Annotated in this window: 22 protein-coding genes, 1 tRNA gene and 1 pseudogene; 2 read left to right on the forward strand and 22 right to left on the reverse strand. The window is 62.2% G+C overall.

All coding sequences use genetic code 11. From position 1 onward, the window contains the following. From ACK4FJ_RS01730 to ACK4FJ_RS01795, 14 genes are all read right to left on the reverse strand, one after another. Positions 1-702, reverse strand: coding sequence for an ABC transporter ATP-binding protein (locus ACK4FJ_RS01730; protein WP_409763089.1), 702 nt, complete (start codon positions 700-702; stop codon positions 1-3). Next, complete coding sequence (locus ACK4FJ_RS01735; RefSeq protein ID WP_409763092.1) at positions 695-1,447, reverse strand: ABC transporter ATP-binding protein; 753 nt, start codon at positions 1,445-1,447, stop codon at positions 695-697. The genes ACK4FJ_RS01730 and ACK4FJ_RS01735 overlap by 8 nt, the downstream gene beginning before the upstream one ends. Continuing rightward, a complete protein-coding gene (locus ACK4FJ_RS01740) occupies positions 1,440-2,420 on the reverse strand; it encodes a branched-chain amino acid ABC transporter permease (protein WP_409763095.1) in 981 nt (326 codons plus the stop codon). Before ACK4FJ_RS01740 ends, ACK4FJ_RS01735 begins: the two co-directional genes overlap by 8 nt. 5 nt (positions 2,421-2,425) lie before the next feature. Further along, on the reverse strand, positions 2,426-3,298 hold the full coding sequence (locus ACK4FJ_RS01745) for a branched-chain amino acid ABC transporter permease (RefSeq protein ID WP_409763098.1): 873 nt from the start codon (positions 3,296-3,298) through the stop codon (positions 2,426-2,428). Positions 3,299-3,353: 55 nt separating this feature from the next. Beyond that, entirely contained in the window at positions 3,354-4,589 is a 1,236-nt protein-coding gene (locus ACK4FJ_RS01750) for an ABC transporter substrate-binding protein (RefSeq protein ID WP_409763101.1), read from the reverse strand. Next, the gene (locus tag ACK4FJ_RS01755; RefSeq protein ID WP_409763104.1) at positions 4,586-5,434 is read right to left on the reverse strand and encodes a GntR family transcriptional regulator; all 849 of its coding nucleotides are present in this window, start codon (positions 5,432-5,434) and stop codon (positions 4,586-4,588) included. The genes ACK4FJ_RS01750 and ACK4FJ_RS01755 overlap by 4 nt, the downstream gene beginning before the upstream one ends. Before the next feature lie 254 nt (positions 5,435-5,688). After that, positions 5,689-6,060, reverse strand: coding sequence for an oxalurate catabolism protein HpxZ (gene hpxZ, locus ACK4FJ_RS01760; RefSeq protein WP_409763107.1), 372 nt, complete (start codon positions 6,058-6,060; stop codon positions 5,689-5,691). Between the two features lie 7 nt (positions 6,061-6,067). Continuing rightward, a complete protein-coding gene (locus tag ACK4FJ_RS01765; protein ID WP_409763110.1) occupies positions 6,068-7,456 on the reverse strand; it encodes an AtzE family amidohydrolase in 1,389 nt (462 codons plus the stop codon). Between the two features lie 11 nt (positions 7,457-7,467). Next, complete coding sequence (locus ACK4FJ_RS01770) at positions 7,468-7,656, reverse strand: DUF4089 domain-containing protein (protein WP_409763113.1); 189 nt, start codon at positions 7,654-7,656, stop codon at positions 7,468-7,470. Continuing rightward, positions 7,653-8,693 (reverse strand): oligopeptide/dipeptide ABC transporter ATP-binding protein, encoded by a 1,041-nt coding sequence (locus ACK4FJ_RS01775; protein WP_409763116.1) that lies wholly within the window; start codon positions 8,691-8,693, stop codon positions 7,653-7,655. Before ACK4FJ_RS01775 ends, ACK4FJ_RS01770 begins: the two co-directional genes overlap by 4 nt. Then, positions 8,690-9,661: an ABC transporter ATP-binding protein gene (locus tag ACK4FJ_RS01780; protein ID WP_409763119.1), complete on the reverse strand. Its 972-nt coding sequence runs from the start codon at positions 9,659-9,661 to the stop codon at positions 8,690-8,692. The genes ACK4FJ_RS01775 and ACK4FJ_RS01780 overlap by 4 nt, the downstream gene beginning before the upstream one ends. Next, entirely contained in the window at positions 9,658-10,542 is an 885-nt protein-coding gene (locus tag ACK4FJ_RS01785) for an ABC transporter permease (protein WP_409763122.1), read from the reverse strand. The genes ACK4FJ_RS01780 and ACK4FJ_RS01785 overlap by 4 nt, the downstream gene beginning before the upstream one ends. Further along, entirely contained in the window at positions 10,539-11,549 is a 1,011-nt protein-coding gene (locus ACK4FJ_RS01790) for an ABC transporter permease (RefSeq protein ID WP_409763125.1), read from the reverse strand. Before ACK4FJ_RS01790 ends, ACK4FJ_RS01785 begins: the two co-directional genes overlap by 4 nt. 27 nt (positions 11,550-11,576) lie before the next feature. Then, the gene (locus ACK4FJ_RS01795; protein ID WP_409763128.1) at positions 11,577-13,202 is read right to left on the reverse strand and encodes an ABC transporter substrate-binding protein; all 1,626 of its coding nucleotides are present in this window, start codon (positions 13,200-13,202) and stop codon (positions 11,577-11,579) included. Between the two features lie 330 nt (positions 13,203-13,532). On the opposite strand from ACK4FJ_RS01795, the gene atzF reads away from it, so the two are divergent. Next, complete coding sequence (atzF, locus tag ACK4FJ_RS01800) at positions 13,533-15,362, forward strand: allophanate hydrolase (protein ID WP_409763131.1); 1,830 nt, start codon at positions 13,533-13,535, stop codon at positions 15,360-15,362. Here atzF and ACK4FJ_RS01805 read toward each other — a convergent pair. From ACK4FJ_RS01805 to ACK4FJ_RS01815, 3 genes and pseudogenes are all read right to left on the reverse strand, one after another. Beyond that, positions 15,347-16,027: a GntR family transcriptional regulator gene (locus ACK4FJ_RS01805; protein ID WP_409763134.1), complete on the reverse strand. Its 681-nt coding sequence runs from the start codon at positions 16,025-16,027 to the stop codon at positions 15,347-15,349. The genes atzF and ACK4FJ_RS01805 overlap by 16 nt on opposite strands. A gap of 78 nt (positions 16,028-16,105) precedes the next feature. Then, positions 16,106-16,395, reverse strand: a pseudogene (locus ACK4FJ_RS01810) (cysteine hydrolase family protein). Positions 16,396-17,031: 636 nt separating this feature from the next. Beyond that, a tRNA-Arg gene (locus ACK4FJ_RS01815) sits at positions 17,032-17,108 on the reverse strand. 265 nt (positions 17,109-17,373) lie between these two features. Between ACK4FJ_RS01815 and ACK4FJ_RS01820 the strand changes: the two genes are divergently transcribed. Beyond that, on the forward strand, positions 17,374-18,600 hold the full coding sequence (locus tag ACK4FJ_RS01820) for a hypothetical protein (RefSeq protein WP_409763137.1): 1,227 nt from the start codon (positions 17,374-17,376) through the stop codon (positions 18,598-18,600). Positions 18,601-18,694: 94 nt separating this feature from the next. Here ACK4FJ_RS01820 and ACK4FJ_RS01825 read toward each other — a convergent pair whose 3' ends face one another. The 5 genes from ACK4FJ_RS01825 to ACK4FJ_RS01845 form a co-directional block, all read right to left on the reverse strand. Further along, entirely contained in the window at positions 18,695-20,209 is a 1,515-nt protein-coding gene (locus tag ACK4FJ_RS01825; protein WP_409763140.1) for an ABC transporter substrate-binding protein, read from the reverse strand. Beyond that, positions 20,206-21,267, reverse strand: coding sequence for a P1 family peptidase (locus ACK4FJ_RS01830; protein WP_409763143.1), 1,062 nt, complete (start codon positions 21,265-21,267; stop codon positions 20,206-20,208). Before ACK4FJ_RS01830 ends, ACK4FJ_RS01825 begins: the two co-directional genes overlap by 4 nt. Before the next feature lie 74 nt (positions 21,268-21,341). Next, a complete protein-coding gene (locus ACK4FJ_RS01835; RefSeq protein ID WP_409763145.1) occupies positions 21,342-23,468 on the reverse strand; it encodes an NAD(P)-binding protein in 2,127 nt (708 codons plus the stop codon). 59 nt (positions 23,469-23,527) lie between these two features. Then, the gene (locus tag ACK4FJ_RS01840) at positions 23,528-24,016 is read right to left on the reverse strand and encodes a class I SAM-dependent methyltransferase (RefSeq protein ID WP_409763148.1); all 489 of its coding nucleotides are present in this window, start codon (positions 24,014-24,016) and stop codon (positions 23,528-23,530) included. Positions 24,017-24,024: 8 nt separating this feature from the next. Then, complete coding sequence (locus tag ACK4FJ_RS01845) at positions 24,025-24,480, reverse strand: cyclic nucleotide-binding domain-containing protein (RefSeq protein ID WP_409763151.1); 456 nt, start codon at positions 24,478-24,480, stop codon at positions 24,025-24,027. Positions 24,481-24,511 lie beyond the last annotated feature (31 nt).

Below are 24,511 nucleotides of genomic sequence, written 5' to 3' on the forward strand. Positions count from 1 at the left end.
TCACATCCCCAGATACGAGGCCTTCAGCCCCGGATCGTTCATCAGCACCACGGCCGGACCGGACAGCGCGATCAGACCATGCTCCAACACAAAGGCGCGATGCGCGATGGCCAGAGACTGAACCACATTCTGCTCCACCAGCAGGATGGACAGGCCATCGCGGTTGAGTTGCTGGATCAGGCCGAACATCTCCTCCACCAGTAGCGGCGACAGGCCGAGAGAAGGTTCATCGAGGATCAGCAGTTCCGGCTCGGCCATCAGGCCGCGACCGATGGCCAGCATCTGCTGCTCGCCGCCCGACAATGTGCCGGCCAACTGGCCCATGCGCTCCTTCAGGCGGGGAAACACGCCATAGACGCGCTCCAGATTGGCGGCGCGGTTGGCGCGGCCACGGCGATAACTGCCCAATTCCAGGTTTTCCTGAACGCTCAGATTGGGAAAGACGCGCCGCCCCTCCGGCACCTGGATCAGGCCAGCGCTGACGATACTGTCCGCGCTGGCGCCGGTGATGTTCGTGCCCATGAAGCGGATCTCGCCCGCCATCGGCCGATACAGGCCGGACAGGTTGTTGTTCAGTGTCGATTTCCCGACGCCGTTGGCACCCAGCAGCGCAACGATTTCGCCCTTTGCCAGATCGAGATCGATGCCGCGCAACACCGCGACTTCGCCATAGCCGGCCTGCAGACCTCGCACCTCAAGCATGATGCGCCTCCGCCGGCTGAGCCTGCATGCGCGCCGCCGCACCATGGCCGAGATAGGCTTCGATCACCTGGGGATCGGCCGCGATCTGCGCCGGCGTGCCACTGGCGATCAGGCTGCCATTGTTCAGCACCCAGGCATGATCCGACAGATTCATCACGGCGCGCATGACATGCTCGATCAGAAGGATGGTGACGCCCGACTGACGAATGCCGCGGATCACCGGAATGATCTCGTCGATTTCGGCCGGATTGAGGCCCGCCATCACCTCGTCCAGCAGGATTAGTTTGGGGTCGGTCGCCAGCGCCTTGGCCAGTTCCAGCCGCTTGCGCCCGGCAACGGTGAGCGCGGCGGCGGGCTTGTCGAGCTGCGGCCCCAGGCCGACGCGATGGGCAATCGCTTCGGCATGCTCCAGTGCCGCACGACGGCCCGCACGATGCAGATGGGCACCGACAGCGATATTCTCGCGCACATTCAGACCGGCAAAGGGCTGCACGATCTGGAAGGTGCGCGTCACGCCCAGCAGGCAAATCTTTTCCGGCGTCAGGCCAATCAACGAACGATCTTCGAAGCGGATGTCGCCGGCATCGGGTTTATGGAAGCCGGAAATCTGCGCAAAGATGGTGGTCTTGCCGGCACCGTTCGGCCCAATCAGGGCCGAGATGCTGCCGGCCTGCACCGTGAAGCTGACATCGTTCGTGGCGACCAGGCCGCCGAAGCGCTTGGCGAGATTTCTGATCTCAAGCATGGGCGCCCCGCTTGAACAGGCGGCGCAGGGAACCGATGCCGAAACTCGCCTTGCCCAGGCCGAACAGGCCGTTGGGCAGAAACAGGACCATCACCACCAGCAGCAGACCGTAAAGCACAAGATTGAGCCCTGGTGCCTCGCCGAAGACCAGCCGGCCGATTTCGGCGATGGCGTGCAGGGCGAAGGCGCCAAGAACCGGGCCGAAGATAGTGCCCAGCCCACCGATGATCGGGACCAGCAGGGCCTCTACCGACATGGCCGGGCCGTAGGCGATGTTTGGGTCGATATAGAGAAAAAGCTGCACATAGACCGCGCCGGCCGAACCAGCGATGGCCCCCGATGCCGTAATCGCCAGCAGCTTGGTATTGAACGGGTCAACACCCAGCGCGCGTGCAGCATCCTCGTTTTCGCGTACCGCCATCAGGCGGGCGCCAAAGCGGGCATTCTGCAGCCACCAGGTAAACAGCAACCCGGCGACAACGAGCAGCAGCAGCAGCCAGAAGAAACCGGCCTTGGATTCGAACTGCATCTGGGCAATGCCCGGCTGCAGCGGCACCAGGAGACCCACGCCGGCGCCGGTGAAGGCAAAGGTGTTGGCCAGGATGCGGAAAACTTCCGCGAAGGCCAGCGTCACCAGTGCGAAATACGATCCGCGCAGGCCGTAACGGAAGACCAGCCAGCCGGTGCCGGCACCGACGATGCCGGCCGCGATGGCCGCCAGCACGAAACCGGCCCAGGCGTTGATGCCGAACTGGATCTGCATGATCGCCGTGCAATAGGCGCCCGTGCCAAAGAACAGCGCATGGCCGAAGGAAAACTGCCCGCCATAGCCGCCCAGCAGGTTCCAGGCCTGGCCGAGATAGGCATAGAACAGGGCCAGCGTCAGCCAGGTGAGCCAGAAATCCGACTGGATCACGAATGGCAGCGGCAGCAGCGCTGCGAGAAAGACCAGAATAGCCGTCAGGTTGCGCATGTCGTTCAGGCCTTCTGCCCCAGCAATCCGGTCGGCCGGAACAACAGGACGATAATGAAGATCAGGAAGATGCCGAGCTGCCCCAGGCTTTCGCCCAGGAACAGGCCGCCCAGGCTTTCGGTCACGCCGATGATCAGGCCGCCCAGCAGCGCGCCGACAAAGCTGCCCATGCCGCCCAGCACGACCACGGTGAAGGCGACCAGAACGAAGGCATGGCCGACCTGCGGACTGACATAGAAGCTGGGCAGCAGCAGGCAGGCGGCAACACCAAGGCAGGCACAACCGATGCCAAATGACATGGCAAAGATATGCTCGACATTGATGCCGACCAGCTTGGCGCCCTGCCGTTCCTTGGCCAGCGCCCGGATGGCGCGGCCCAGGTCGGTGCGGGCCATCAGAAGCCACAGCAAGGCTGCCACCACCAGCGCCCCGATGAAGGCGATTACTTTCGGCACCGGAATGAAGGCTACGCCGAAATCAAACACCTCAAAGGAATACGGTGTTTCGATGGTGCGTGTGTCTGAACGCCAGAAATAGAGCGCCAGATTCTCGATCACCACCGAGAGGCCCAGGGTGACCAGCAGGATATTCTCGTCCTTGCCGTGGCTGGCCTGACCGATCACGAAACGCTGCAGCCCATAGCCGATGCCGAACAGGGCCACTGCCGCCACGGGCAAGGCCAGATAGGGATCGATGCCGAACAGGCTGTGCAGGAAGAACACGCCATAGAGCGCCAGCATCAGCAGGCTGCCATGGGCGAAGTTGATGATATGCAGCACGCCATAGATCAGCGTGAGGCCCAGCGCGATCAGGGCATAGATCGCCCCGGTGGTCAGGCCGTTCAGGATCGCCGGCAGAAGGATGGAAAATTCAAGCATACCGTCACGCGGGAAAAAGGGCGGCGGGGCACGTCCCTGCCCCGCCGCCTGGGGATCAGGCCTTCGGCGCCGGGAAGACCGGCTTGGCGTTGGCGAACTCCTTGGGGAAGATCACCTTGATGTCCTTGCCAAGCACCTGGGTATTGACCGGGGCGGCGCCGACATTCTGGCCGTTCACGAACTTGGTCGGGCCATAGGGCATGAAATGGTTGCCCCAGCCGGAAGCGGCCAGCGCCTGGGTCACTGCGCCGCGATCGGCCGAACGCGACCGCTCCAGCGCATCGGCCAGCAGGCGCACGCATTCGTGGTTGAGGAACACCTCGTAGGAGAAGAACGCCTTCTCGGCTTCAACCTTTTTCTTCAGTTCCAGCGCCACCGGATTGCGCGGATCGAACCAGTGGTTGCAGTCCATGATATATTCGGCCGCATCGGGGAATTCCTGGACAAAACGATACTGCGACGCAGCACCGCCCAGCACGGCATAGATCGCCTTCGGGCGGATTTTCTGTTGCCGCAGGGTGCGCGCCAGCAGCGCGAATTCGTTGTAGTAGTTGGACGGGATCAGCAGGTCCGGATTGCGGCCCTTGATCTTCAGCGCGATGTTGTTGAAATCGCGCGTCGGGTTGGCATGCGGGATGGTCTCCAGCACCTCGAAGCCCATGGCCGGCAGTTTTTCGTTCAGCGTCTTGGCCATGCCGGCGCCGAAGGCCGATTCCTCATGGACGATCATCACGGTCTTAGCCGGCTTGCCGGCCTGGTTGTTCAGCGCAACCAGGTTCTCGATCGCGGTATCGACGATCTTGCCCAGGCCCGGGCCGAAGCGGAAGGTATTGGTCAGGCCGCGCGTCACCACCTGATCGACCACGCCGACATCGACGACATGGGGAATGCCGTGCTTGGCGGCCGCCTGGGTGGTGGCCAGCGCAATGCCGGATGCGAAGGGGCCGACGATGGCGGTGACGCCGGCCTCATTCAGTTTTTCGACCTCGGCTGCGCCGACATCGGGCTTGGACTGGGCATCGGCATAGATCGGCTCCAGCTTGGCGCCGCCCATCGAGGCGATGCCGCCATTGGCATTGATGGTGTCGATCGCCAACTTGGCGCCCAGGCGGCATTGCTGGCCCGACGGCGCCAGCGGACCGGTCACCGGGTGCAGGATGCCGACCTTGATGGTCTTGGGCTGTGCCTTCAGGATGGCGGGAAATCCGCCGATGCCGGCTGCGGCGGTGACGGCGGTGCCAGCCAGAAAGCGGCGGCGGGATACGCGGAATCCAGTCTTACCATTCGTCATTTTCTTTTCTCCCTGCGGATGGAACGTGGCGACCTCTTTCCCCCTGCCGCCGGCGCCACGCGGGCCGACCAGGTGTTTTGCTCCTCGCCGCGCACGCGGTCGAGGCTCATACGGAACTGGTAGCGGTCTGGCCGGTACAGGCCGACGATGTATTCAACCGGGCGGCCGTCAGCATCCTGCACCACGCGGCCGATCCGCAGCAGCGGCGCCCCCACCACGGTTTTTAGCAGCGGGGCCACCAGGGCATCGGCGAGGGAAGCCGAAATCGTCTGCTCGGCACCGCCGATCGTGACGCCGGACTGTTCCAGAAGCGCGAGCAGCGGTTGGTGCGACAATTCCTTGCGCGAGAATTTGCGACCGATATCGGCAGGAACATAGGTCGTCAGATACGAGAAAGGACCGACATCAAGCGAGCGCACGCGTATGGCGCGCTGCACCTCCTCGCCGGCCTTGATCCGCAACGCAACCGCTACATCCGGCGGCGCCGGTTCATAGCCGAATTCCACCAGGTTCACCTGGGTCTTCAGGCCCATCGCCAGCAGGTTTTCCAGCAGGCCTTCCACGCCGGCGCGAATCGGCGGCGGTTCATTGCGCGCGGTAACATGCGTGCCGCGGCCACGGCCCCGGGTGACAAGGCCTTCGGCTGCCAACTCCGCCAGCGCACGACGGGCCGTTATGCGGGAGACATTGAATTGCCGCGCCAGTTCTTCCTCGCCCGACACCAGCGCGCCCGCCTCGAGGCGGCCATCGAGGATCTGGCTGCGCAGGATCAGGAATATCTGATGGTAGAGCGGCGTCGGCAAACGCTCGTCGATCACCGTGTAATAGCCTGACTTGACCACCATCCACTCCATAAGTCTGATTGTTATACTGATATGACATTCTTGGAGAGTCAAGACTATTGGGCGGCAGCCCAATTCCTCCCATCATCAAACGGCTAAACCGTTTTCTGCTCATAGATTTATGGTGAATGGTTCTCGCGCTCAGCAATCATCCGATCACGTCTCGCGCAATACTACCGCGATCTGAACAATGAATACGCACTGTCAAGCATCATCCAGACCAGTCAGCACTTCTATGGCTGACGGCTTGATGCGCTTTATAACAGGCTCACATGTGCCGAGACGACGCGCCAGCCCTCGGGCAAGCGCAACCATGTCTGGCTCTGCCGGCCGGTCTTCGTGCTGCCGGTACGGCGGAACTCCGTGTTGGCCACGGCAAAATTCGGGCCATAGGTGGTGATCACCGTATTGAAGATTTCGCGCTCCAGTCCGGCTGGTGAGCGGCCTGCTCGAAACGCCTTGATCTGATCATAGCCGTACAGGTTCTCAGTCACGCCGTAGCGGACGGTATGCGGACTGTTGCAGAACAACTCGTCCAGAACAGCCACGTCATTGCTGGTCAGCGCCTCTTCATACCGCATGAAAGCGGCTGTCACCTCGGCAAGCACGTCGGGGATATTCACGTCCATAGCATCCTCACACGGCTTTCGATGCGGCAATTCCAATGGCTTCCAACCGGCGTGCAACACGCAGGGCCAGGTCCTCGCGCCATGGGGCGGCGATAATCTGCACGCCAATCGGCAGTTGGCCTTCCCGCTCAGCCCAGGGTGCTGCCACTACCGGCAGGCCAACGGCAGAGATCGGCTGGGTGAACAGGCCCAGATTGGCCCGCACCGGCATCTCCAACCCATTCAGGGCCATCATTACTTGGCCCAGTTTCGGCGCGGTGCAGGGCGTGGCCGGCGCCAGGATGACATCCACGTCGCGGAACACCTCCATGACGCGGGCGTGGTACCAGCGACGGAAACGATGGGCCTGCACCAGCCAGTCGGACGGCATCATCAGCCCGGCCAGGAAACGGTCGCGCGTAGCCGGGTCGAAATCGTTCGCCCGCACCTTCAGCCGTTCGCGATGCAAATTGGCTCCTTCGGCCGCCGTGATGACATAGGCCGCCGCGCGCCCCCGTGCTGCTTCCGGCACTGTCACGCGGCACGTGCAGCCCAGCGCCCTGGCGAAAGCCGCGACGGCATCATGGACCTCCGGTTCCCCGGTGCTGATGAAATAATCGTCGGCCACGGCAATGCGCAGTCCGTCGATGCCCGCATCAAGTTGCGGCAGCGCAGGCTCGACCGGCTTTTGCGCGCAGGCGGAATCGGCGGCATCGGGTCCCTGCATGGCGTCATAGGCCAACGTGAGGTCGGTGACCGAGCGGGCCATCGGTCCGAGATGGTCGATATCGGCCACGAACAGGAAACTGCCATGGCGGCTGATCCGGCCAAATGTAGGCTTGAGGCCGAACAGCCCGCACAGGGAGGATGGCACGCGGATCGATCCGTTGGTATCCGATCCAAGGCTGAGCGGCACCATGCCGCTGGCCACGGCCGTGCCTGACCCGCCTGACGATCCTCCCGACATCCGTGTCGGATCATGCGGGTTCCGTGACGGACCGTAATGCACGTTCTCGCCGGTGAAGTCATAGGCGTATTCGCCCATGTTGAGCGCGCCGACCAGGATGGCGCCGGCCGCTTCCAGACGCTGTACCAGCGTTGCATCGGCCTGGGCCGGAGGGAGATCGCGGTTGATCTTGGATCCCGCCAGGGTCGGCAGGCCGGCCACATCGAACAGGTTCTTCACCGCAAACGGCACGCCCGCCAATGGGCCGGGATCGTCGCCAGCCTTGCATATGGCATCTATCCGCGCCGCCCTGGCACGGGCCCGGTCAAACGTAACATCGATGAAGGCGTTGAGAGCAGGATTGACCGCTTCGATGCGACGGATTGCCACCTCCACTGCATCGCCAGCCGTGGCCCGGCCACCGCGGATCGCGGCCACAATCTCATGCCCCTTGCTCTGCCAGTCGATCATCTTTGCACGCCTCAGGGCAAGAACCGCGAGGCAGGTTCGGTATCGTCGGGCAACGGAAAGGTCAGGACAGCCTGGGCAATCTGGTGCGACCGCTTCAGATTATCGACCACTCCCGGCTTCCAGGCATCTTCCAGAGACAGGCCAAGCGCCGCGGCGGCGGCTTCCATAAAAACCTCGGCATCGAAGGCAGATTTGCTCATGCAATATCCTCGATCTGGCTGGCGGTGAGCGGAAAATGGCAGGCCACGGCATGCTCCGTGCCGACGGTTTGCAGCGTCGGCATGCTGGCTTCACAGGTCGGCTTGCCGTTCGGGCAGCGTCCGTAAAAACGACACACCGTCGGCGAGGGATCAATCGGGCTGCGCGGTTCGCCCGTTATGCGCAGCCGCGGCACAGTATGGCCTGGCTCAAAATGCGGAATCGCAGACAACAGCGCCTTGGTATAGGGATGCGCGGGATTGCGAAACACCGCTTCGGCCGGCCCGGATTCGACGATCTTGCCCAGATACATCACCATCACGCGGTCGCAGAGCAGGCGCACGACGTTCAGATCGTGGCTGACGAACAGATAGCTCATGCCAAGCCGCGTCTTGATGTCATCAAGCAATTGGAGGATCACCACCTGCACCGAAACATCCAGTGCCGCGGTCGGTTCATCGAGGATCAGCAGATCGGGTTCCACGGCGATGGCCCGGGCGATGCCGACACGCGCCTTCTGGCCACCCGAGAGCTGATGCGGGAAGCGGCTGAGCAGTTCGACCGGCAGACCGCACATCGTTGCCAGGTCTTCTACGCGCTGCTTCAACTGCATATGGGACAGTGGCCGCAAGCGACGGATCGGATCGGCGATGGCGGTAAAAGCCGTGAAACGCGGATTGAGGCTGTCAGTGGCGTCCTGGAACACCATCTGGATACGCGGTCGGTAGGCGGAGCGACCGAACTGTCGGGCCGGCAAGTGGCCTATCTCCTCGCCGTTCAGCCGGATGCTGCCATCGGTGAGGTCGAGCAGACGGGTCAGCAGCCGCACCAGAGTGGATTTGCCACAGCCGCTCTCGCCGACGAGGCCAACAGTTTCACCCCTGGCTACGGCGATGCTGACATCATCCACCGCGTGCAGCTGCGATACCGGTCGAGCGCGGCCCGCCAAACGCTGCAACAGGCTGCTACGCCGGCCGACGGCAAAATGTTTGTGCAGCGACTGGGCATCCAGCAGCAGATTATCCTTAATCTCGGTCATAGCGGATTCCAGCAGGCGACAAGGCTGCCCGGTTCATCGCCCAGCACACGTGGCAGCGCCTGGCTGCAGCGGTCCTGCCGCCGCTCGCAGCGGGCTTCGTAGCGGCAGGCAGGAATGTCGGGCCGGCGCAGATCCGGCAGGTTGCCCGGAATTGAGGCGAGTCCGCTCAAACTGGCGGCCGGTCGCGGCGTGGCGGCGATCAGCCGCGCCGTATAGGGATGACGCGGATGGGCAAACAGCTCTGCCGTCGGCGCCGACTCCACAATATGCCCAGCATGCATGACGACGATGCGGTCGCAATACTCCGCCGCCATGCCCAGATCGTGCGTGATCAGCAGGGTGGCCATGCCCTGCGCGGTACCAAGCTCGGCAATCAAATCCATAATTGCCGCCTGAGTGGTGACATCAAGGCCCGTGGTCGGCTCATCTGCGATCAGCAGTTTTGGCGCACAACTCAGGGCAATAGCGATCATGATACGCTGGCACATCCCGCCGGAAAGTTCGAAAGGATATGCCTTTGCCCGGCGCTCCGGATCGGGGATGCGCACACGCGCCAGCATCTCGATGGCGCGCTTCGCCGCATCCCGGCGGGTCACGCCACCATGCTGCAGCAGAACATCGGCGATCTGATCACCGACACGCCGGATCGGGTTCAGTGCAACACGGGGATTCTGGAAGATCATCGACATCTCGCGACCGCGGATTTCCTGCAGCGCTTCTTCTTTGGCGTTCAACAGGTCGAGGCCGCCGAAGGTTGCCGCACCACCGGTCACACGACCGGCAGGATCGAGGATGCCCATGATGGTATAGGCCGTGACCGACTTGCCCGAACCGGACTCGCCGACAATGGCCACCATCTCGCCCTTGGCGATGTCGAATGCCACCTGCTCCAGCGCCTTGACCACGCCGCCGCGGGTACGGAATTCGACCGCAAGATTGTCGACGGAAAGTACCGGTACAGCGCTCATGTGCGCCCCGTTTTCCAAATGGTCGGCGCACTCATGTGCGCCTCCGGGGATCGACGATGTCGCGCAGACCGTCGCCCAGCAGGTTGAAGCAGAACACCGCCGTCATCAGCGCCAGGCCCGGGAACAGGGGCCACCCACCATTCGCCCGAGATCATGAAGGCAGCGCCCTCGGCCACCAGGATGCCCCATTCCGGCGTCGGCGGCGCAATGCCCAGGCCAATGAAGGATAGGCCAGCCGCATTGAGGATCGCATAGCCCATGGTGAGCGAACATTGCACCATCAGGATCGGCAGGATGTTGGGCAGTATCTGCAGCAGCAGGATGCGCGCCTCTGAATTCCCAGACAGACGGGCCGCCTCCACAAAACCGGCATTGCGGCGAATATTCGCTTCGGCACGCGCTACGCGGATATAAAGCGGCGTGTTGATGATGGCGGTTGCCAGTACGATGTTGCCGACCGTATTGCCCAGAGCGGCAACAATGCCCATGGCCAGCACGAACAGCGGAAACGCCATGATGGTGTCCGACAGTCGGCCGATCACGCGGTCGACCCAGCCGCCGAAGAATCCGGCCGCGATGCCAGCCAGTGCGCCGATGGCGAATGTCAGGATCACCGAGGCGAAAGCAATACCCAGATCCAGCCGGGTGGCGACCAGCACACGGCTGAAGATGTCGCGTCCCAGTGCATCCGTGCCGAACCAGTGCTGCGCCGACGGCGGCTTCAGCGCCATGGCGGCGTTGGTGGCCAATGGGTCGTAGGGCGCAATCCAGGGGCCAAGAATGGCACAAAGGATGATGAAGCCGAACAGTCCAAAAGCAAACAGCGTGACCGGATTCTCGGTCAGCACGTAGCGGATATGGCCCAGCGTCGCGCCCATCATTCAAACCCGACGCGGGGATCGATCACGATGTAGAGAATGTCGATCGCCAGATTGAGTGCCACGTACATCAGCGCCATGGTCAGCACGAAGCCCTGGATCGGTGCGTAGTCCGACGCGATCAGTGCCTCGATGGCGAAGGTACCGATGCCGGGCCAGGAGAATACCTTCTCGACCAGCACATTGGCACCAAGCAGGAAGGAAAACACCATACCCAGCGTCGTAATGACCGGCAGCATAGCGTTGCGGAAGGCATAGCCATACACGATCTTGGCCTTTGGCAGACCAGAGGCGCGCGCCGTGCGGATGAAGTCGCTGCCCAGGACCTCCAGCATGGCGGCACGGGTCATGCGTGCCAGGGGGGCCATGGTGAAGATGGCAAGCGTCGCCACCGGCAGAATCAGTTGTTTGAGTGCGGCGAAAAAAGTCTCGCCATCGCCCTGCAACAGGGTGTCGACGAGATAGAAACCGGTGACATGCGTGGGTGTGGAATAGAAGATATCTAGCCGGCCCAGCGGCGCCGGCGCCCAGCCAAGCTGGTAATAGAGCACATAGACCAACAGCAGACCGGTGAAAAAGGCCGGCAGGCTGACGCCAGCCGTGGCGACCACCCGGCAGGCATGATCGACCAGTGACCCCGGCCGCGTTGCCGCCAGCACACCCAGCGGCACGGCGACAAGCACCGAAACCAGCAGACCCAGCAGGGTCAGCTCCAGCGAAGCCGGCAGGCGGGTCGCGATCTCGGTCAATACCGGCTGGCCGGTGGCGATCGAGTTGCCCAGATCGCCCTGTGCCAGTTCTTTTAGATAGATGACGAACTGCTCCATCAGGTTCTTGTCGAGGCCAAGGCTTTTGCGCACTTCCGCGATTGCCTCAGGCGTGGCGGCTGGCCCGGCGAAGTAAGCCGCCGGGTCGCCCGGCAGGGCACGGGTGAGGAGGAAAGTGACTATCACCACGCCGATCACGCTCGGGATCGCCGTCATGATCCGTTTGCCGATCAGCCCCAACATCACTGCTCCTCACCCACGCTTCTGCGATCACATCTTTTCAATGCTGCGGAAATCGAGCTGCCGGTGGAACCAGTAGGTATAACCCACAATGTTCTTCTGCATGCCCACATCGAGAATCTGCTGGTAGAGCGGGATGCGCGGCACCTCGTCCATCGACAGCTTGATGAAGGATTTCACCGTCTGCTCGTATTTAGCCGGATCATGCTCGTAACGGGCTTGGTCGATCAGCTTGTCCATTGCAGGGTTCTGATACGACATGGTGTTGAACACCGCATTCTGGCCGTGATAGCCCCAGAAGAAGAAGTAATCCAGGAAATTCAGCCAACCGCCAAAGCTGGCGATGTGGATCGGCCGGTTCTTCTGCAGCATGGCATTGCGAAAATTCGCACCGGGAATCTTCTCGATGGTGGTCTTGATGCCGATCTTACCCAGCGCTTCCTGCAGAAGGATGGCCTCTGGCTCAGAGGCGGTAGCATCACCCAGGTCGATGGAGATGGTGGTCTCGAAACCGTTCGGATATCCGGCTTCCGCCAGCAGGGCCTTGGCTTTCTCCAGATCGGTCTTGTAGGGGAAAGGCTGCGGCCAGCTGGCATCCTTGGGCACACCGGCTGGCGCCCCCGACATCGGAATGCCGCGTCCGTAGATCGCCGACTTGTATATCTGTTCATAGGGCACCGCATAGGCGATGGCCTGGCGCACCTTCACATTGTCGAAGGGCTTCATCGTGGTTACGAGGCCTATGTACTTCAGCGAATTCTCGATCGGCACGCCGACCACCTTGTATTTCCCCGAACCCCCCTCAGCGAGAATTTCGGCGGAATCCTTCTGCGGCATGTCGACTGAAATATCCGCGTCCCCGCGTTCCATCAGGGCGCGACGATTGCCGGCCGAGGGCACCTCGCGCAGAATCACGCGCTTGATGCCGGATGGCTTGCCGCCCTTCCAGTCGTCAAACCGGGTCAGTACGGTTTCCTGGCCGGGCGTCCATTTCTCCAGCTTGAAAGCGCCACTGCCGGCATCGTTGGTCTTCATCCATTCCATCGCCCAGGGATCTTTTTCAGTGGCATGCTGCTTGGCGAGCTTGGAATTGAAGATCGCCGGCACCACCACGGCCATGTCCGGCAGCGACAGTTTGTCCTTCTTGGGCAGGTCGACACGGAAGGTATGATCGTCGACCACGACGAACTGCTCGGGCTTCTCCAGGCTGCCGGCCTTCATCTGAAAAGTGGGAAACCCGCCGACGCTGACTGCGCGGTCGTAGGACCATTTCACATCATGGGCCGTAACCGGGCTGCCGTCGTGGAATTTTGCATCCTTGCGAAGCTTGAAGGTGACCGACTTGCCGTCCGCCGCGATGCTGTAGCTCTCGGCCAGCTCCGGCTCGATCTTGCTGTAGTCATAGGACAGGGTGCCATCGGGCAGTGTCTTGCGCCCGAAGGTGACCAGACGGTCGTACATGTTCCAGGCCGCCACGTAGGAGCGGAAGCTGGTGCCGACGCCATGGATGTCGAGGCTGTTCGGGCCATTCTCGACCAGCACGACCAGCGTTTCCTTGCGCGATTGCGCCATGGTTGGCGCGGCAAAATAGGTGGATGCGAGAGTCGCAGTCGCGACCAGAGCAGATGACGCGACCAAAAACAGACGACGATGCATGGCAGGTTCCCCCGTTCCCTTTGAGATACCTGCTGCACTGCAACGGCTGTGCCATGGTTGCGCTGTTGATGTCGTTGCGGCGGTAATGGTCTGAAAGCCAACAGAGAATCCTCATTGCTGGAAACGGGGGGATCTGCCGCGTCCGTTCAGAGGTGGAAATTATGATTAAATATTATGCAAATTAAAAAAGCATTCGGGTTAAATTAGGAGCAATTTTTCCTTTTAATACTTCGATTTTTCAATGATTTATATTTTAATCGCCCCGGCATACCTGTTGCATGCAGTATACGCAAAAGCCTGATTTATCGCCGCTCTTCAAAGGATTCATCAATGAGCGCCAAAACATCGTCTCTGCCCTGCCCGCTGGATTTTGCCAGCCTGAGCGCTGCCTACAGCGCCGGGCGCCTGCGGCCCAGCCAGGTGATCGCGGCGATCTTCGACGACATCGCGGCCCGTGGCAAAGATGGCGTATGGATATCGTTGTCTGACCGCGACGCGGCGATGGCACAGGCAGCGGTACTCGAAACAAAGGGTCCTTCGGCGGAACAACCGCTCTGGGGCATTCCCTTCGCCGCGAAGGACAACATCGATGCTGCCGGCCTGCCGACCACGGCAGCCTGTCCCGACTTCGCCTATATGCCACCGCAATCGGCCACGACGGTGGCGCGGCTGATCGCAGCCGGCGCCATCCTGATCGGCAAGACGAACCTGGACCAGTTCGCCACCGGCCTGGTCGGCACGCGCACGCCCTATGGCGTGGCGCAAAATCCGTTCAACGCTGACTACATTCCGGGCGGCTCAAGCTCCGGTTCGGCCGTCGCAGTCAGCAGTGGTCTGGTTAGCTTTGCGCTGGGCACCGATACCGCCGGCTCAGGCCGCGTGCCGGCCGGCTTCAACAACATCGTTGGCCTCAAGCCCAGCATCGGCCTGCTCAGCGCCCATGGCGTGGTGCCAGCCTGCCGCTCGCTCGACTGCATCTCAGTCTTTGCTCTCACCGTTCACGATACCATGGCCGTGCTGCGCGCCGCCAGCGGCTTCGATGCCGCCGACGACTACAGCCGCGCTGCACCGCCGGGCTGGACCGCCAGCGTGCCCGCAGCACCAACCCAGTTTCGTTTCGGTCTGCCGCGCGGGGCCGACCTGAAATTCTTCGGCAACGCAGAGGCCGAGAAACTGTTCAGCCAGGCCGTGACCCGACTGCAAGCTATGGGTGGCGATCCGGTGGAGATCGACTACACGCCGTTTGCCGAGGCCGCCAGCCTGCTCTACCGGCCGGCTGGCGCAGCCGAACGCACGGCGGCCGTGGCAGATTTCATGACCACCCATGCCGAAGCCATGCATCCCGTTACGCGCCGAATTATCGAAAGCGGTAGGGACGCGAGCGGCGTCGATGTACATCGCATGCATTATCGCCTGCAAGCCCTGCGCCAGCAGACGGCGTCAGTCTGGCGCGACATCGACGTGCTGCTGGTGCCGACCAGCGGCACGATCTATCGCGTCGCCGAGATCGAGGCCGAACCGATCCAACTCAACGCCAACCTCGGCTACTACACCAACTTCGTGAATTACTTCGACCTGACGGCGCTGGCCGTGCCGAATGGATTCCAGTCCGATGGACTGCCAGCGGGCATCACGCTGATCGCGCCACGCTTCCACGAACCGGTCCTGGCCGCCATCGGTGCCGCCGCCCAGCGTGCCGCCAATCTGCCGCTCGGTGCCACCGGCCATGCGTTCCCCGATACGGCCATTGCGCCCACCACACCACCCTATCCTTTTGTGCCGCTGGCCGTGTTCGGCGCGCATCTGAGCGGCCAGCCACTGAACCATGAATTACAGACAATCGATGCACGGCTGGTCGGTCCGGCGCAGACCAGCGCCGATTACAAGCTCTACGCCCTGCCCGGCGCCGTGCAGCGCCCGGGCCTGGTCCGTACCGCCAGCGGCCAGGGCGCAAAGATCGAGTGCGAGGTATGGCTGCTGCCAACGGCTGGATTCGGCAGCTTCGTGGCCCGCATCCCCGGCCCGCTCGGCATCGGAGATGTGACGTTGGATGACGGCCGGGTGATCAAGGGCTTTGTCTGTGAGGCCGCCGGAATATCTGATGCCAACGACATCACCGGCTATGGCGGCTGGCGCGCCTATCGTCAGGCAGCCGACTGAGAGGCCTTGCCTTTCGGCCGGTGTTCCTCGACGAAATCCACCGAAGCCACAGTCACCTTCGAAACATGCTGGCGCATCGCCGTCTCGGCACCATCGGCATCGCCGCGCAGGATCGCCTCCACCACGTCGTCATGCTCGGCATGCGAACTGCTCAGACGGCCAATCACTCGAAACTGAGACTGACGATAGGGCATCACGCGCCGGCGCACCGCCTGTGCGGTTTCCTCCAGGAAGCTGTTCTTGCTGCCGCGATAGATCAGGGCGTGGAATTCCATATTGATGGCTGAATAGCCCGACATGTCGCCCTGCCGCACCAGGCGCAGGGACTGTTGATGAAGAGCTTCCAGGTCGCGGCGATCCTTGGCGGTCATGCGCAGGGCGGCAAAACGGGCGCAAGTGGCTTCCACCTCGGCCATCACCTCGAACATTTCCTCGATGCGCTGGCGGTCTGGCACCGCCACCACCACACCCTTGCGTGGCCGATGCTCCAGCAGGCCCATTGCAGTCAGCGCCTTGAACGCCTCACGCACCGGCGTACGTGACAGACCGACTCGCTTGGCCATTTCCACTTCGTCCAGCCGGGTTCCCGGCGCCAGTTCGCCAGAGACAATCTGCTCGGCAAGCGTCTCTCGAATCTGGTCTGCTAAGGTAAGGAACTGCGACATACGCGGCGACCAACGGTTGGGATTGTTGTGCCCGGGATTATAGACGAAAGGCTGAATTCGGCTGCAGATTTTTATGGGTCAACGCAGAGCTGCGACAATGACGTCAGTCGGTGCCGTCCAGCCAACGATCCCGCCCTGGGCACGGATCATGGCAAGCGCGGCGGCCTTGAATTCGGGAAAATAGCTTTTGGTGGCATCCTCGGCCAGCACGCAGGAAGAACCACGATCATTGGCCTCGCGCATGGTTGTCTGCACGCCGACTTCGGTGGTCACGCCGGCAAAGACCAGGTGTCCACTCCCAGCGACGTCAAAACGTCTCCCAGTTGCGTGGCATAGAATGCACCCTTGCCGGTTTTCAGGATCACCATCTCACCCGGCAGCGGCGCCAATTCGGGCAGGATGTCATTGCCCGGCTCGCCATCATGACGGTCGAGGTGATGGCAGCAGCGAGACTCGAAGCCGAGAGTACAATAGCCAGAGCGCTGGTCTCAGTAACGTCCAAGTTAAGGCGGCTGCCCCAGCGCAGTAGAGCCAGTGCGACCCACTGGGCAATCTCGCCTACAGCGATTGAGGATGGTCGAATTTTGCGATAGTCGCCTGGACGAACCGGCCAATGTCTTGAGCCGCTTTACCGTTTGCTGAGGCCACCTCGCTGCCCGCCAGTTCAGAAGGCACCGGCATGCAATGGGATCGCCCATACAAATATCCCCGTCACGACGCCCGCGACGCATTGATTCTCGATGATCTCGTAGATGGCTTCCATCCGACTCGCCTCTCCTTACAAGGAGAAGGGTAATCTGTTGGGTTCGACCGCGTCACGCACGGCTGGCGCACGCCCATATAGCCTTTAGATTAGCCCGGAATCTTTAAAGTCCACGAGCTCAGGCGCAGGCAGTTCGTTTAGCGAAAACTAGCCAGTGAGAAACTTTCTCACTCCATCAGATGAAACAGAGAAACCGAATATGAGGAGAAAGGCCTAAGCCATTAATTTTCCAAAAGGAAAATGGCGCGCTCGAAGAGATTCGAACTCCTGACCCCCAGATTCGTAGTCTGGTGCTCTATCCAGCTGAGCTACGAGCGCGCAGGCGGTGGGTACCGCAACGGGGGCGGAACCTACTCAATTCGCCGGAACAGCGCAAGGGTCTATCCCGGATTGCTTTGATCCGGCGCAACCCTCGGATTCTACTGGCAGAAGATGCTTGCGGGCGGTTCGGCGCCCTCCTACAATGCCGGGGTTCGCAAAAGGCTTGCGCGGCTGGCTGGTCCAGCGCCGTCGCCGGATGCGACGGGGGGCCCACCAGGCCAGCAGACCAGTGACGATAAACATCAACGCGAGATGGCGTGGCATGGCAAATCCTGTTCATAATGTGGCGTTCGGTCGCCGTATGCTGCTGGCCAGCACGGCATCCTTGGCCCTGCTGCTCTCCGGCTGCTCCTATGTGAGCGACGAACTCTGGCCTTCCCTCACCGGCGAAGACCCGGCCGGCGGCCCGGCCCCGGTCATGACCCAGCAGATTCCGCCCTCGGCCGCCGAGGCCAATCCGAATCCGGTTCTGGGCCAGTCCGGCCCTGCTCCTGCCCAGTCGGCCCCGCTGCAGCCCACTCTGGGCACCACCAATTTCGTCGTCCCGGGCGTCACCCCCGGCCAGGCCACCGGCACGTTCGTGGGCCAGAAGGTGCAGCAGATGCGCGGCGAACTGGCGCAGTTGCAGCAGCAAGTTACCCAGCGGAACCAGCAGTTGCAGGCCGTCCGCGCCAGCGCCACCCAGAATTCTCAGCGTTACCACGGCTTGGTCGCTGCAGTGTCGACCCGCCTGCAGATGGGCACCACGCCGGGCAACCCGATCCTGGTCAGCCAGTGGACCCAGGCCCAGACCGACCTGGACCGTATGGCCGCTGATGTGGGCAACATGAGCAACCTGGCCAACCAGGTGGCCGCCGACTCGGCGATGTCGACCTACCTGCTGCAGTCGATCAAGTCGACCTACAGCATCTCCGGCGCCATCGACGAAGACCATCGCCAGCTCGCCGTGCTGGAAGACGAAACCGCCAAGACCGTCGTGCTGATCGACCGCCTGCTGGGCGAACTGAGCCAGGACGTGGCGCGTCAGACCAATTACATCGGCGCCGAACGCACCAATCTCACCACGCTCTCGGCCGCGATCAAGCAGGGTGAACTGCTCGGCCCGGGCCTTGGCAACCGCGCCAACTTCTATGCCGGCGCGCAGCAATTCGCCGCCATCGACCAGAGCGCCGCGCCGGTGAGCACCGCTGGCCGCACGCCGCTGGTAGTGATCCGTTTCGACCGCGCCGATGTCCCCTACCAGCAGGCGCTGTACAACGCTGTGTCGCAGGCCATCGCGCGCAAGCCGAATGCCGTGTTCGACGTGGTGGCCGTGGCCGCCGGCGGCACCCAGGCCCAGACCGCCAGCAACCAGAACCAAGCACGCCGCAACGCCGACCGCGTGATCCGCTCGCTGGCCGATATGGGCCTGCCGGCGAGCCGCGTGAATGTCTCGGCCGGCAGCAACACCCAGGCCGCCACCAACGAAGTCCATGTCTTCGTGCGCTGACGCGCCACAGCAAACAGACTGACAAAGAAAAAGCCCGCCTTCCGGCGGGCTTTTTTGTTGCTGCGGCTATGGCGGGATTACTGCCAGGCGAGCCTCATTGCCATGCAACGGCCGTCAGATCGTTGACGAAGATCGGCGCATTCACCCAGAAGCCGGTCAGACCCTGCTTGTACACGCCCAGCCGCGGCAGGTTGTAGAGATAGACGTTCACCGCGTCCTCGGCCAGCAGGCGCTGCAGGTCCTGCAAGGCCTTGGTGCGCTCGGCCTTGTCCAGGGTCGAATTGGCCTTGGCGATCAGGTCGCGGGCCTTCTGGCTGTCATACTGATAATAGTAGTCGGGCTCGGCGTATTTCACGACGTCGTTCGGCTCGACATGGCTGACCACCGTCAGGTCAAAATTCTTGTTCCTGAACGTGCCATCCAGCCACTGTGCCCATTCGACATTCTCGATCTTGGCGTTGATGCCCACCTGCGACAGCATGGCCTGCACCACCTCGCCGATTGGCTTGGCATAAGGCGGCGGCGGCAGGCGCAGAGTGATCTCCAGGTTGTTGACACCCGCCTCCTTCAGCAGGGCCTTCGCCTTGGCCGGGTCGTAGGGATACATCTTGGTGAGATCGACATAAGCCGGATCATGCGGCGGGAAATGGCTACCGATCGGCTTGCCATAGCCGGCGGAAGCAGCCTCGATCACCGCGGCACGGTCGATGGCATAAGTGAGCGCGCGGCGCACGCGCACGTCATCGAACGGTTTGCGCTTGTTGTTGATGATCACCATGGTCTCGCCTTCGGTCGAGCCAGCCGTGACCTTGAAACGCTTGTCCTTCTCGAATTCACGCACGTTCTCGCCCAGGATGCCGATGGGCACGGCGTCGATGTCGCCGGCACGCATCGCCGCAACCAGAGCGCCCTGGTCGCCGATAAAGCGCATTTTCACGGTCTTGAGCTTGATCGCCCCGGGATTGCGATAGGCCTCGTTCGCGGCCAGGGTCACGGAATCGCCCTTCACCCATTCCACCAGCTTGTAAGGACCGGTGCCGACCGGCTTGGTGGCATTACTCGCTGCGCTTTCCGGCGCCGTGATCACGGCGGTGTTCTCACCCAGGCTGAACAGGAAGGTCGGATCGGCCTTCTTCAGCGTGATCGCCACTGTCTGCGGATTCGGTGTGGCGATGGATTCAATATTGGCGAATACGGCCTTGCGCTTGTTGGTGCTCTTCTCGCCGCCATAGGTCTCGAACGAGTATTTCACGTCGGCGGCATCGAAGGCCGTGCCGTCGCTGAACTTCACGCCGGATTTCAGCTTGAAGGTGAACACCTTCATGTCAGGCGATACGGTCCAGCTATCGGCCAGCAGCGGGCCCACTTCGCCGTTTTCCAGAATCTTGGTCAGGCCCTCGAAGATGTTGTAATGCACCACTTCGCCGATGGCCGCGGCCGGGGCAATGGTGGGATCCAGACCCGGCGGTTCCAAGGTCATGGCAAGCACCAGCGAGTCCTTCTTGGCCTGCGCCAGGGCCGCAGTCGGCATGGCAGCAATCGCTGCCGCCAGCCCCAGGTGCAGACCAAGCCCCAGCGTTGCAGATAGATAAGTCCAGCGTCGCGTCATTGTTTTCCCTCCTCCTGGCGTCGCAGCAGGGCTGCGGCACTATCTTCGTCTCCCAGCGGCACGGCCGACCACACACCCCGCGCCACGGCGCGGGCCATGCAATCGGCGGCGATGCTGCCGATCCGGGCGATCAGCCAGTTACGGCCCGCCGTATCGCTCTGATCCTGCCACGCGGCAGTGGCCAGCGCAAAGATGGTATCGCCATCCATCGGGGTATGGACCGGCCGTACCGCCCTGGCCAGGCCATCATGGGCCATGGCCGTCACCTGGCGCAGGCCGGTCTTGTCGAGCACGGCATTGGTGGCAACCACGCCAATGCAGGTATGGCCGCCGGGCTGTGCGGATGGTGGATTCGCAGCGGGGGCTGTAATGCGGGCTTCGGCGGCAATGCCGAGATCGACCCCGTCAGGAAAAGCAGTTTTCAGCCCGCCGAATTCGTCGCCCTGCTCCCAGGGCTGCGCCCAGAAGCCCCGATTGCCGGGCGTAAGCACGCTGCCAACCGGATTGGCGGCCACCAATGCCGCCACCACCAGGCCATCTGTCTCCCGCCAGGACGCGCTACCCAACCCGCCTTTCAGCCGGCCGGCCTTGGCGCCATAGCCGGCGCCCGTATTGCCAAGGGGAAAGGCGCCATCCGTGGCCGCCTCGCAGGCGGCATGGCCCAGGCGGCGATAGGGCGGTTCGCTCCCCCAGTTCTTGTCGCCGCCATTGGCAAGATCGAACAGGATCGCGCCCGGCACGATGGGCACGACATGGCCGTGAATGGAAAATCCGCGGCGGCGCTCAGCCAGCCACTGCATGACGCCAGAGGCGGCATCGAGCCCGAAGGCCGAACCGCCGGAGAGGCAAAGCGCATCGACGGCGGGCATGGCCGCTTCCGGCCGCAGCAGGTCGGTTTCGCGCGTGCCCGATCCACCACCCCGTACATCGACCGAACAGGCGGCGCGCCGGTCGGGCAGAAGCACGGTGACACCGGTGCGGATGTGCGTATCGACCGCATGGCCGACCCGCAGGCCGGCCACATCGGTGATCAGGTTCAACGGCCCCGGCGCGCCCATCCTGCCCTCTCCCATCGGCGATACGCTGCCGATGCTAGCCAAGGCGGATGGGCGGAACCAGTGCCAGAGCGCTGCTAGAGGTTGTCGGCCTTTGGCCCCTGGGAGAGTGGATAGCCATAGACCTTGTCCAGCGGCATCGCTGTCGGGTCGATGGCATGCACCGCCAGTTTGCCGCCCATGCAGGCGCCTTCGAAGCTGCCGACATTCAGGCCGGTATAGATCCAGTCGCCGGCCAGCACGAGATTGGCGAAGCCGGAATCCCAGGCTTTGAGGCGATACTTCGTGCTGCCCGGCGGCGATGTGACATAGCGTTCGCTGGGATCAATGTTGGGCTTCCAGAACTGCTGGTCCAGCCGCGCCACGCCCAGGGTAGTGGAATCACTTTTCAGGCAGACGAGTTGGCTGAAATCGAACCCGATCTGGTCGCCCGGCGGATTGACGGCGTTGGTGACCGACTTGGGCAGAAGCGCACCCATGCAGGCCTGCAGGTATTGCTGGGCCTGATACTTCACGCGGGCATATTCGCGTTTCGGGTAATCATGATCGCTGAAGGCCGGCTGGGCCCCGTATTGCGGCGATGCACCCGAGAAATAGAGCAGAGACTGCGGCGCGTTGTCGGCCGGCCATGTTTCCATCGGTATCAGATCGGAAAAATCCGCCACGCCGTCGATCGGATTGACGAAGGTGGCGCCGATCAGCCGGTCGTAATTCTTGAAATCGAAGGGCAGGCCCATCTGCTTCAGCGTGGGCTTCATCCATACCTGCAAGGTCTGGGTCTGCACCGTCTTCACGGCGTCCACCATCTGCGGCCATTTCGGGTTGGCCTGCATCAGCTGCGGCGCCAGGATCGGCAGGGTCGCGATCGACATCGCGGCGATCACGGTATCGAAATCCTCGCCGGCCTTAATTCGCTTTTCAGCCACCGGCTTCCAGGCCGACCAGTAGGATTCAATATCCACGTTGGCCGCCCTCATCGCATCGCCTTCGGCCAGCTGGTCGTAGAGCGGACGATCAGGCCATACCGGCAGCGTCTTGCCACCGAACTGGGCCAGCGGCAGCTCGATCAGAGGATCATAGCCTTTAGCCTTGTCTTTCGGGGTGGCCTGGACATCGAATACCACCTCTCCCGCGCCGTTCGGGCCCGCAGTGATTTCGCGCACCTTGTGGAAAAGCTCGAATTTGACGCCCAGCTTCCTGAGCAGCAGATAGAGCGGCGCGACCACGGTGTCGCCGGTGCCGGCGGCGAACAGCCAGCCGAATGAACCGAGATAGGCGAATTCACGCAGAGTCCAATGCAGATAGGCGCCGGCCGCCATGGCAGGCGGGCGGGTCGTATCGCCATCGGGATACTGGTACGACAGGTTCGGCGTGTTCATCGCCAGCGGTGAGGAAATGGTGAGCATCGAACCGCCATGGCGGGCGAACCATTCCGAGAAATTCTCGTCGTCGAGCTGATCGAACCCCTTGTTCAGCACGTCGTCCTTGATGATGCCGCGGATCATGGTCAGGAAATAATCCAGCGTGATGTAAAGATGGCGCAGGGCGTCGTTGCCCTCGACCAGCTTCTCCACCTGTCGTTTGAACCACAGCCAGAAATCATCCACCGCTTTCAGCAGCGTGCCGCCCTGCCCCTGGGCGATGGCTTCGGCCTCCTCCGACAGACGGTTCATCAGGCCTCGGGCGACGCTGAATTCCAGCGCCGCCGAAGGGATATGCGCGGCATGGCTATCGAACAGCTTGGCCAGAAACTCGACCAGCGCCTTGATCCAGTGCCTGAGCGTGGGCAGCGATTCCGGTTCCCATGGCTTCAGGTCATTGCGTGGTGTCGTGATCTTCCAGTTCACCCAGCGATAGTCGCGGAATTCCCAGCACAGGATCGAATCAATCGGATAGAAAGCCTCTTCAAAGGTGGCAAGCGGCATACCGGCCGGCCGATCCAGCAGCCGGTAGGCCTCGGTCATCATCGACAGCGTGTTGTAGTAGGAGCCGAGGAAACCATGGATGCCATGTTCCTCAATGCGGTTGCCGAATTCGGGATTGCGACCGGTGGCGCATTTACCGCCCAGGCGCCAGCCAATGCAGTAAACCGTGATGTCGTATTTCTCCTGCGCGTCTGGCTGGCTGGCCAGATAGAAGGCGCTCGTCAATGCAGATACACCGCCGCCCAGGATGGCGATTTTACGCTTTTTGCCGTCCGACATGATCCCCCGCTTGCCTGTTGTTGGCCCCATTGCTTGGGCGGGAGATTCGCAGCCTCCCGTCAGGTCCTTATATACATGAAGTAGCGGTCGGGCGGAATTGGCACCGGCATAGGTTGCGGCAACAGGGCCGGGTGATCCATCTTCTGGTCACTGAACAACATGCCACCCGGGGCAAGCAGGGATGGCAATACATTCGCCAACATGATTATCTGGCGGGCGTTTGCTTCCGGATCGCCCAGGCCGGCATCGCTATGGGCCAGGATTGCCCCTTCTCGATGGGTCGTAGCAAAAGCCGGCAGGGTCTCGGCGAACTCGCCCAGGATCAGACGATCCGCCGGCGGATAAGAGCGCGGGTTAGCATTGTTGGCACGGTCGAAAGCATAAATCCGATCCGGCCCCAGACGGCTGCGCAGATGATCGTAGGTGCGGCCGTTGCCAAGCCCGATCTCCAGCACCAAGCCTGCCTTGTCGCCGATGGCTTCCATAGCCCAATTCAAAACATCGCGCTGCGCCTGCAGGCGCCGGATAAAACTGTCAAGTCGGCTCATACCTGGGTTCAACCCTTCAACTTAGCCGACAGGCTGCGCAGATCGGCGGTGGTACGTTCCAGCCTTTGCGCCAACACACGCATGATTTCAATAGCGATCTGCGGGAAATCGGTAATCAGTCGGAAAAACAGGTCTTTTTCGATCCGCAGCGTGGTGACCTCGGTCGAGGCGATGACCGTGGCCGTGCGCGGCACGTCGCAGAGGATGGCGATTTCACCGACAAAATCATTCTGCTTGAGATGCGCCACCTTCAACTGCCCGCCTGGCGTATCGACCATGATATCCGCTTCGCCGCCGATGATGACAAAGGCAGCATCGCCTGGATCGCCCTGCCGAAACAGCACGTCGCCTGGCTTGTAGGTGAGGCGCTGGCTGGTGAACGCCAGCAGTTTCAGCTTGGAGGCCTCGATCTTGGCAAACAGCGGAATACGCCGCAGCAGTTCCACTTCCTCGTTCAGGCTCATGAGAAAACCTCCATCGACTGTGCGCCGTTCA

The sequence above is a fragment of the Ferrovibrio sp. genome, assembly GCF_046297595.1.
Taxonomy (GTDB): domain Bacteria; phylum Pseudomonadota; class Alphaproteobacteria; order Ferrovibrionales; family Ferrovibrionaceae; genus Ferrovibrio.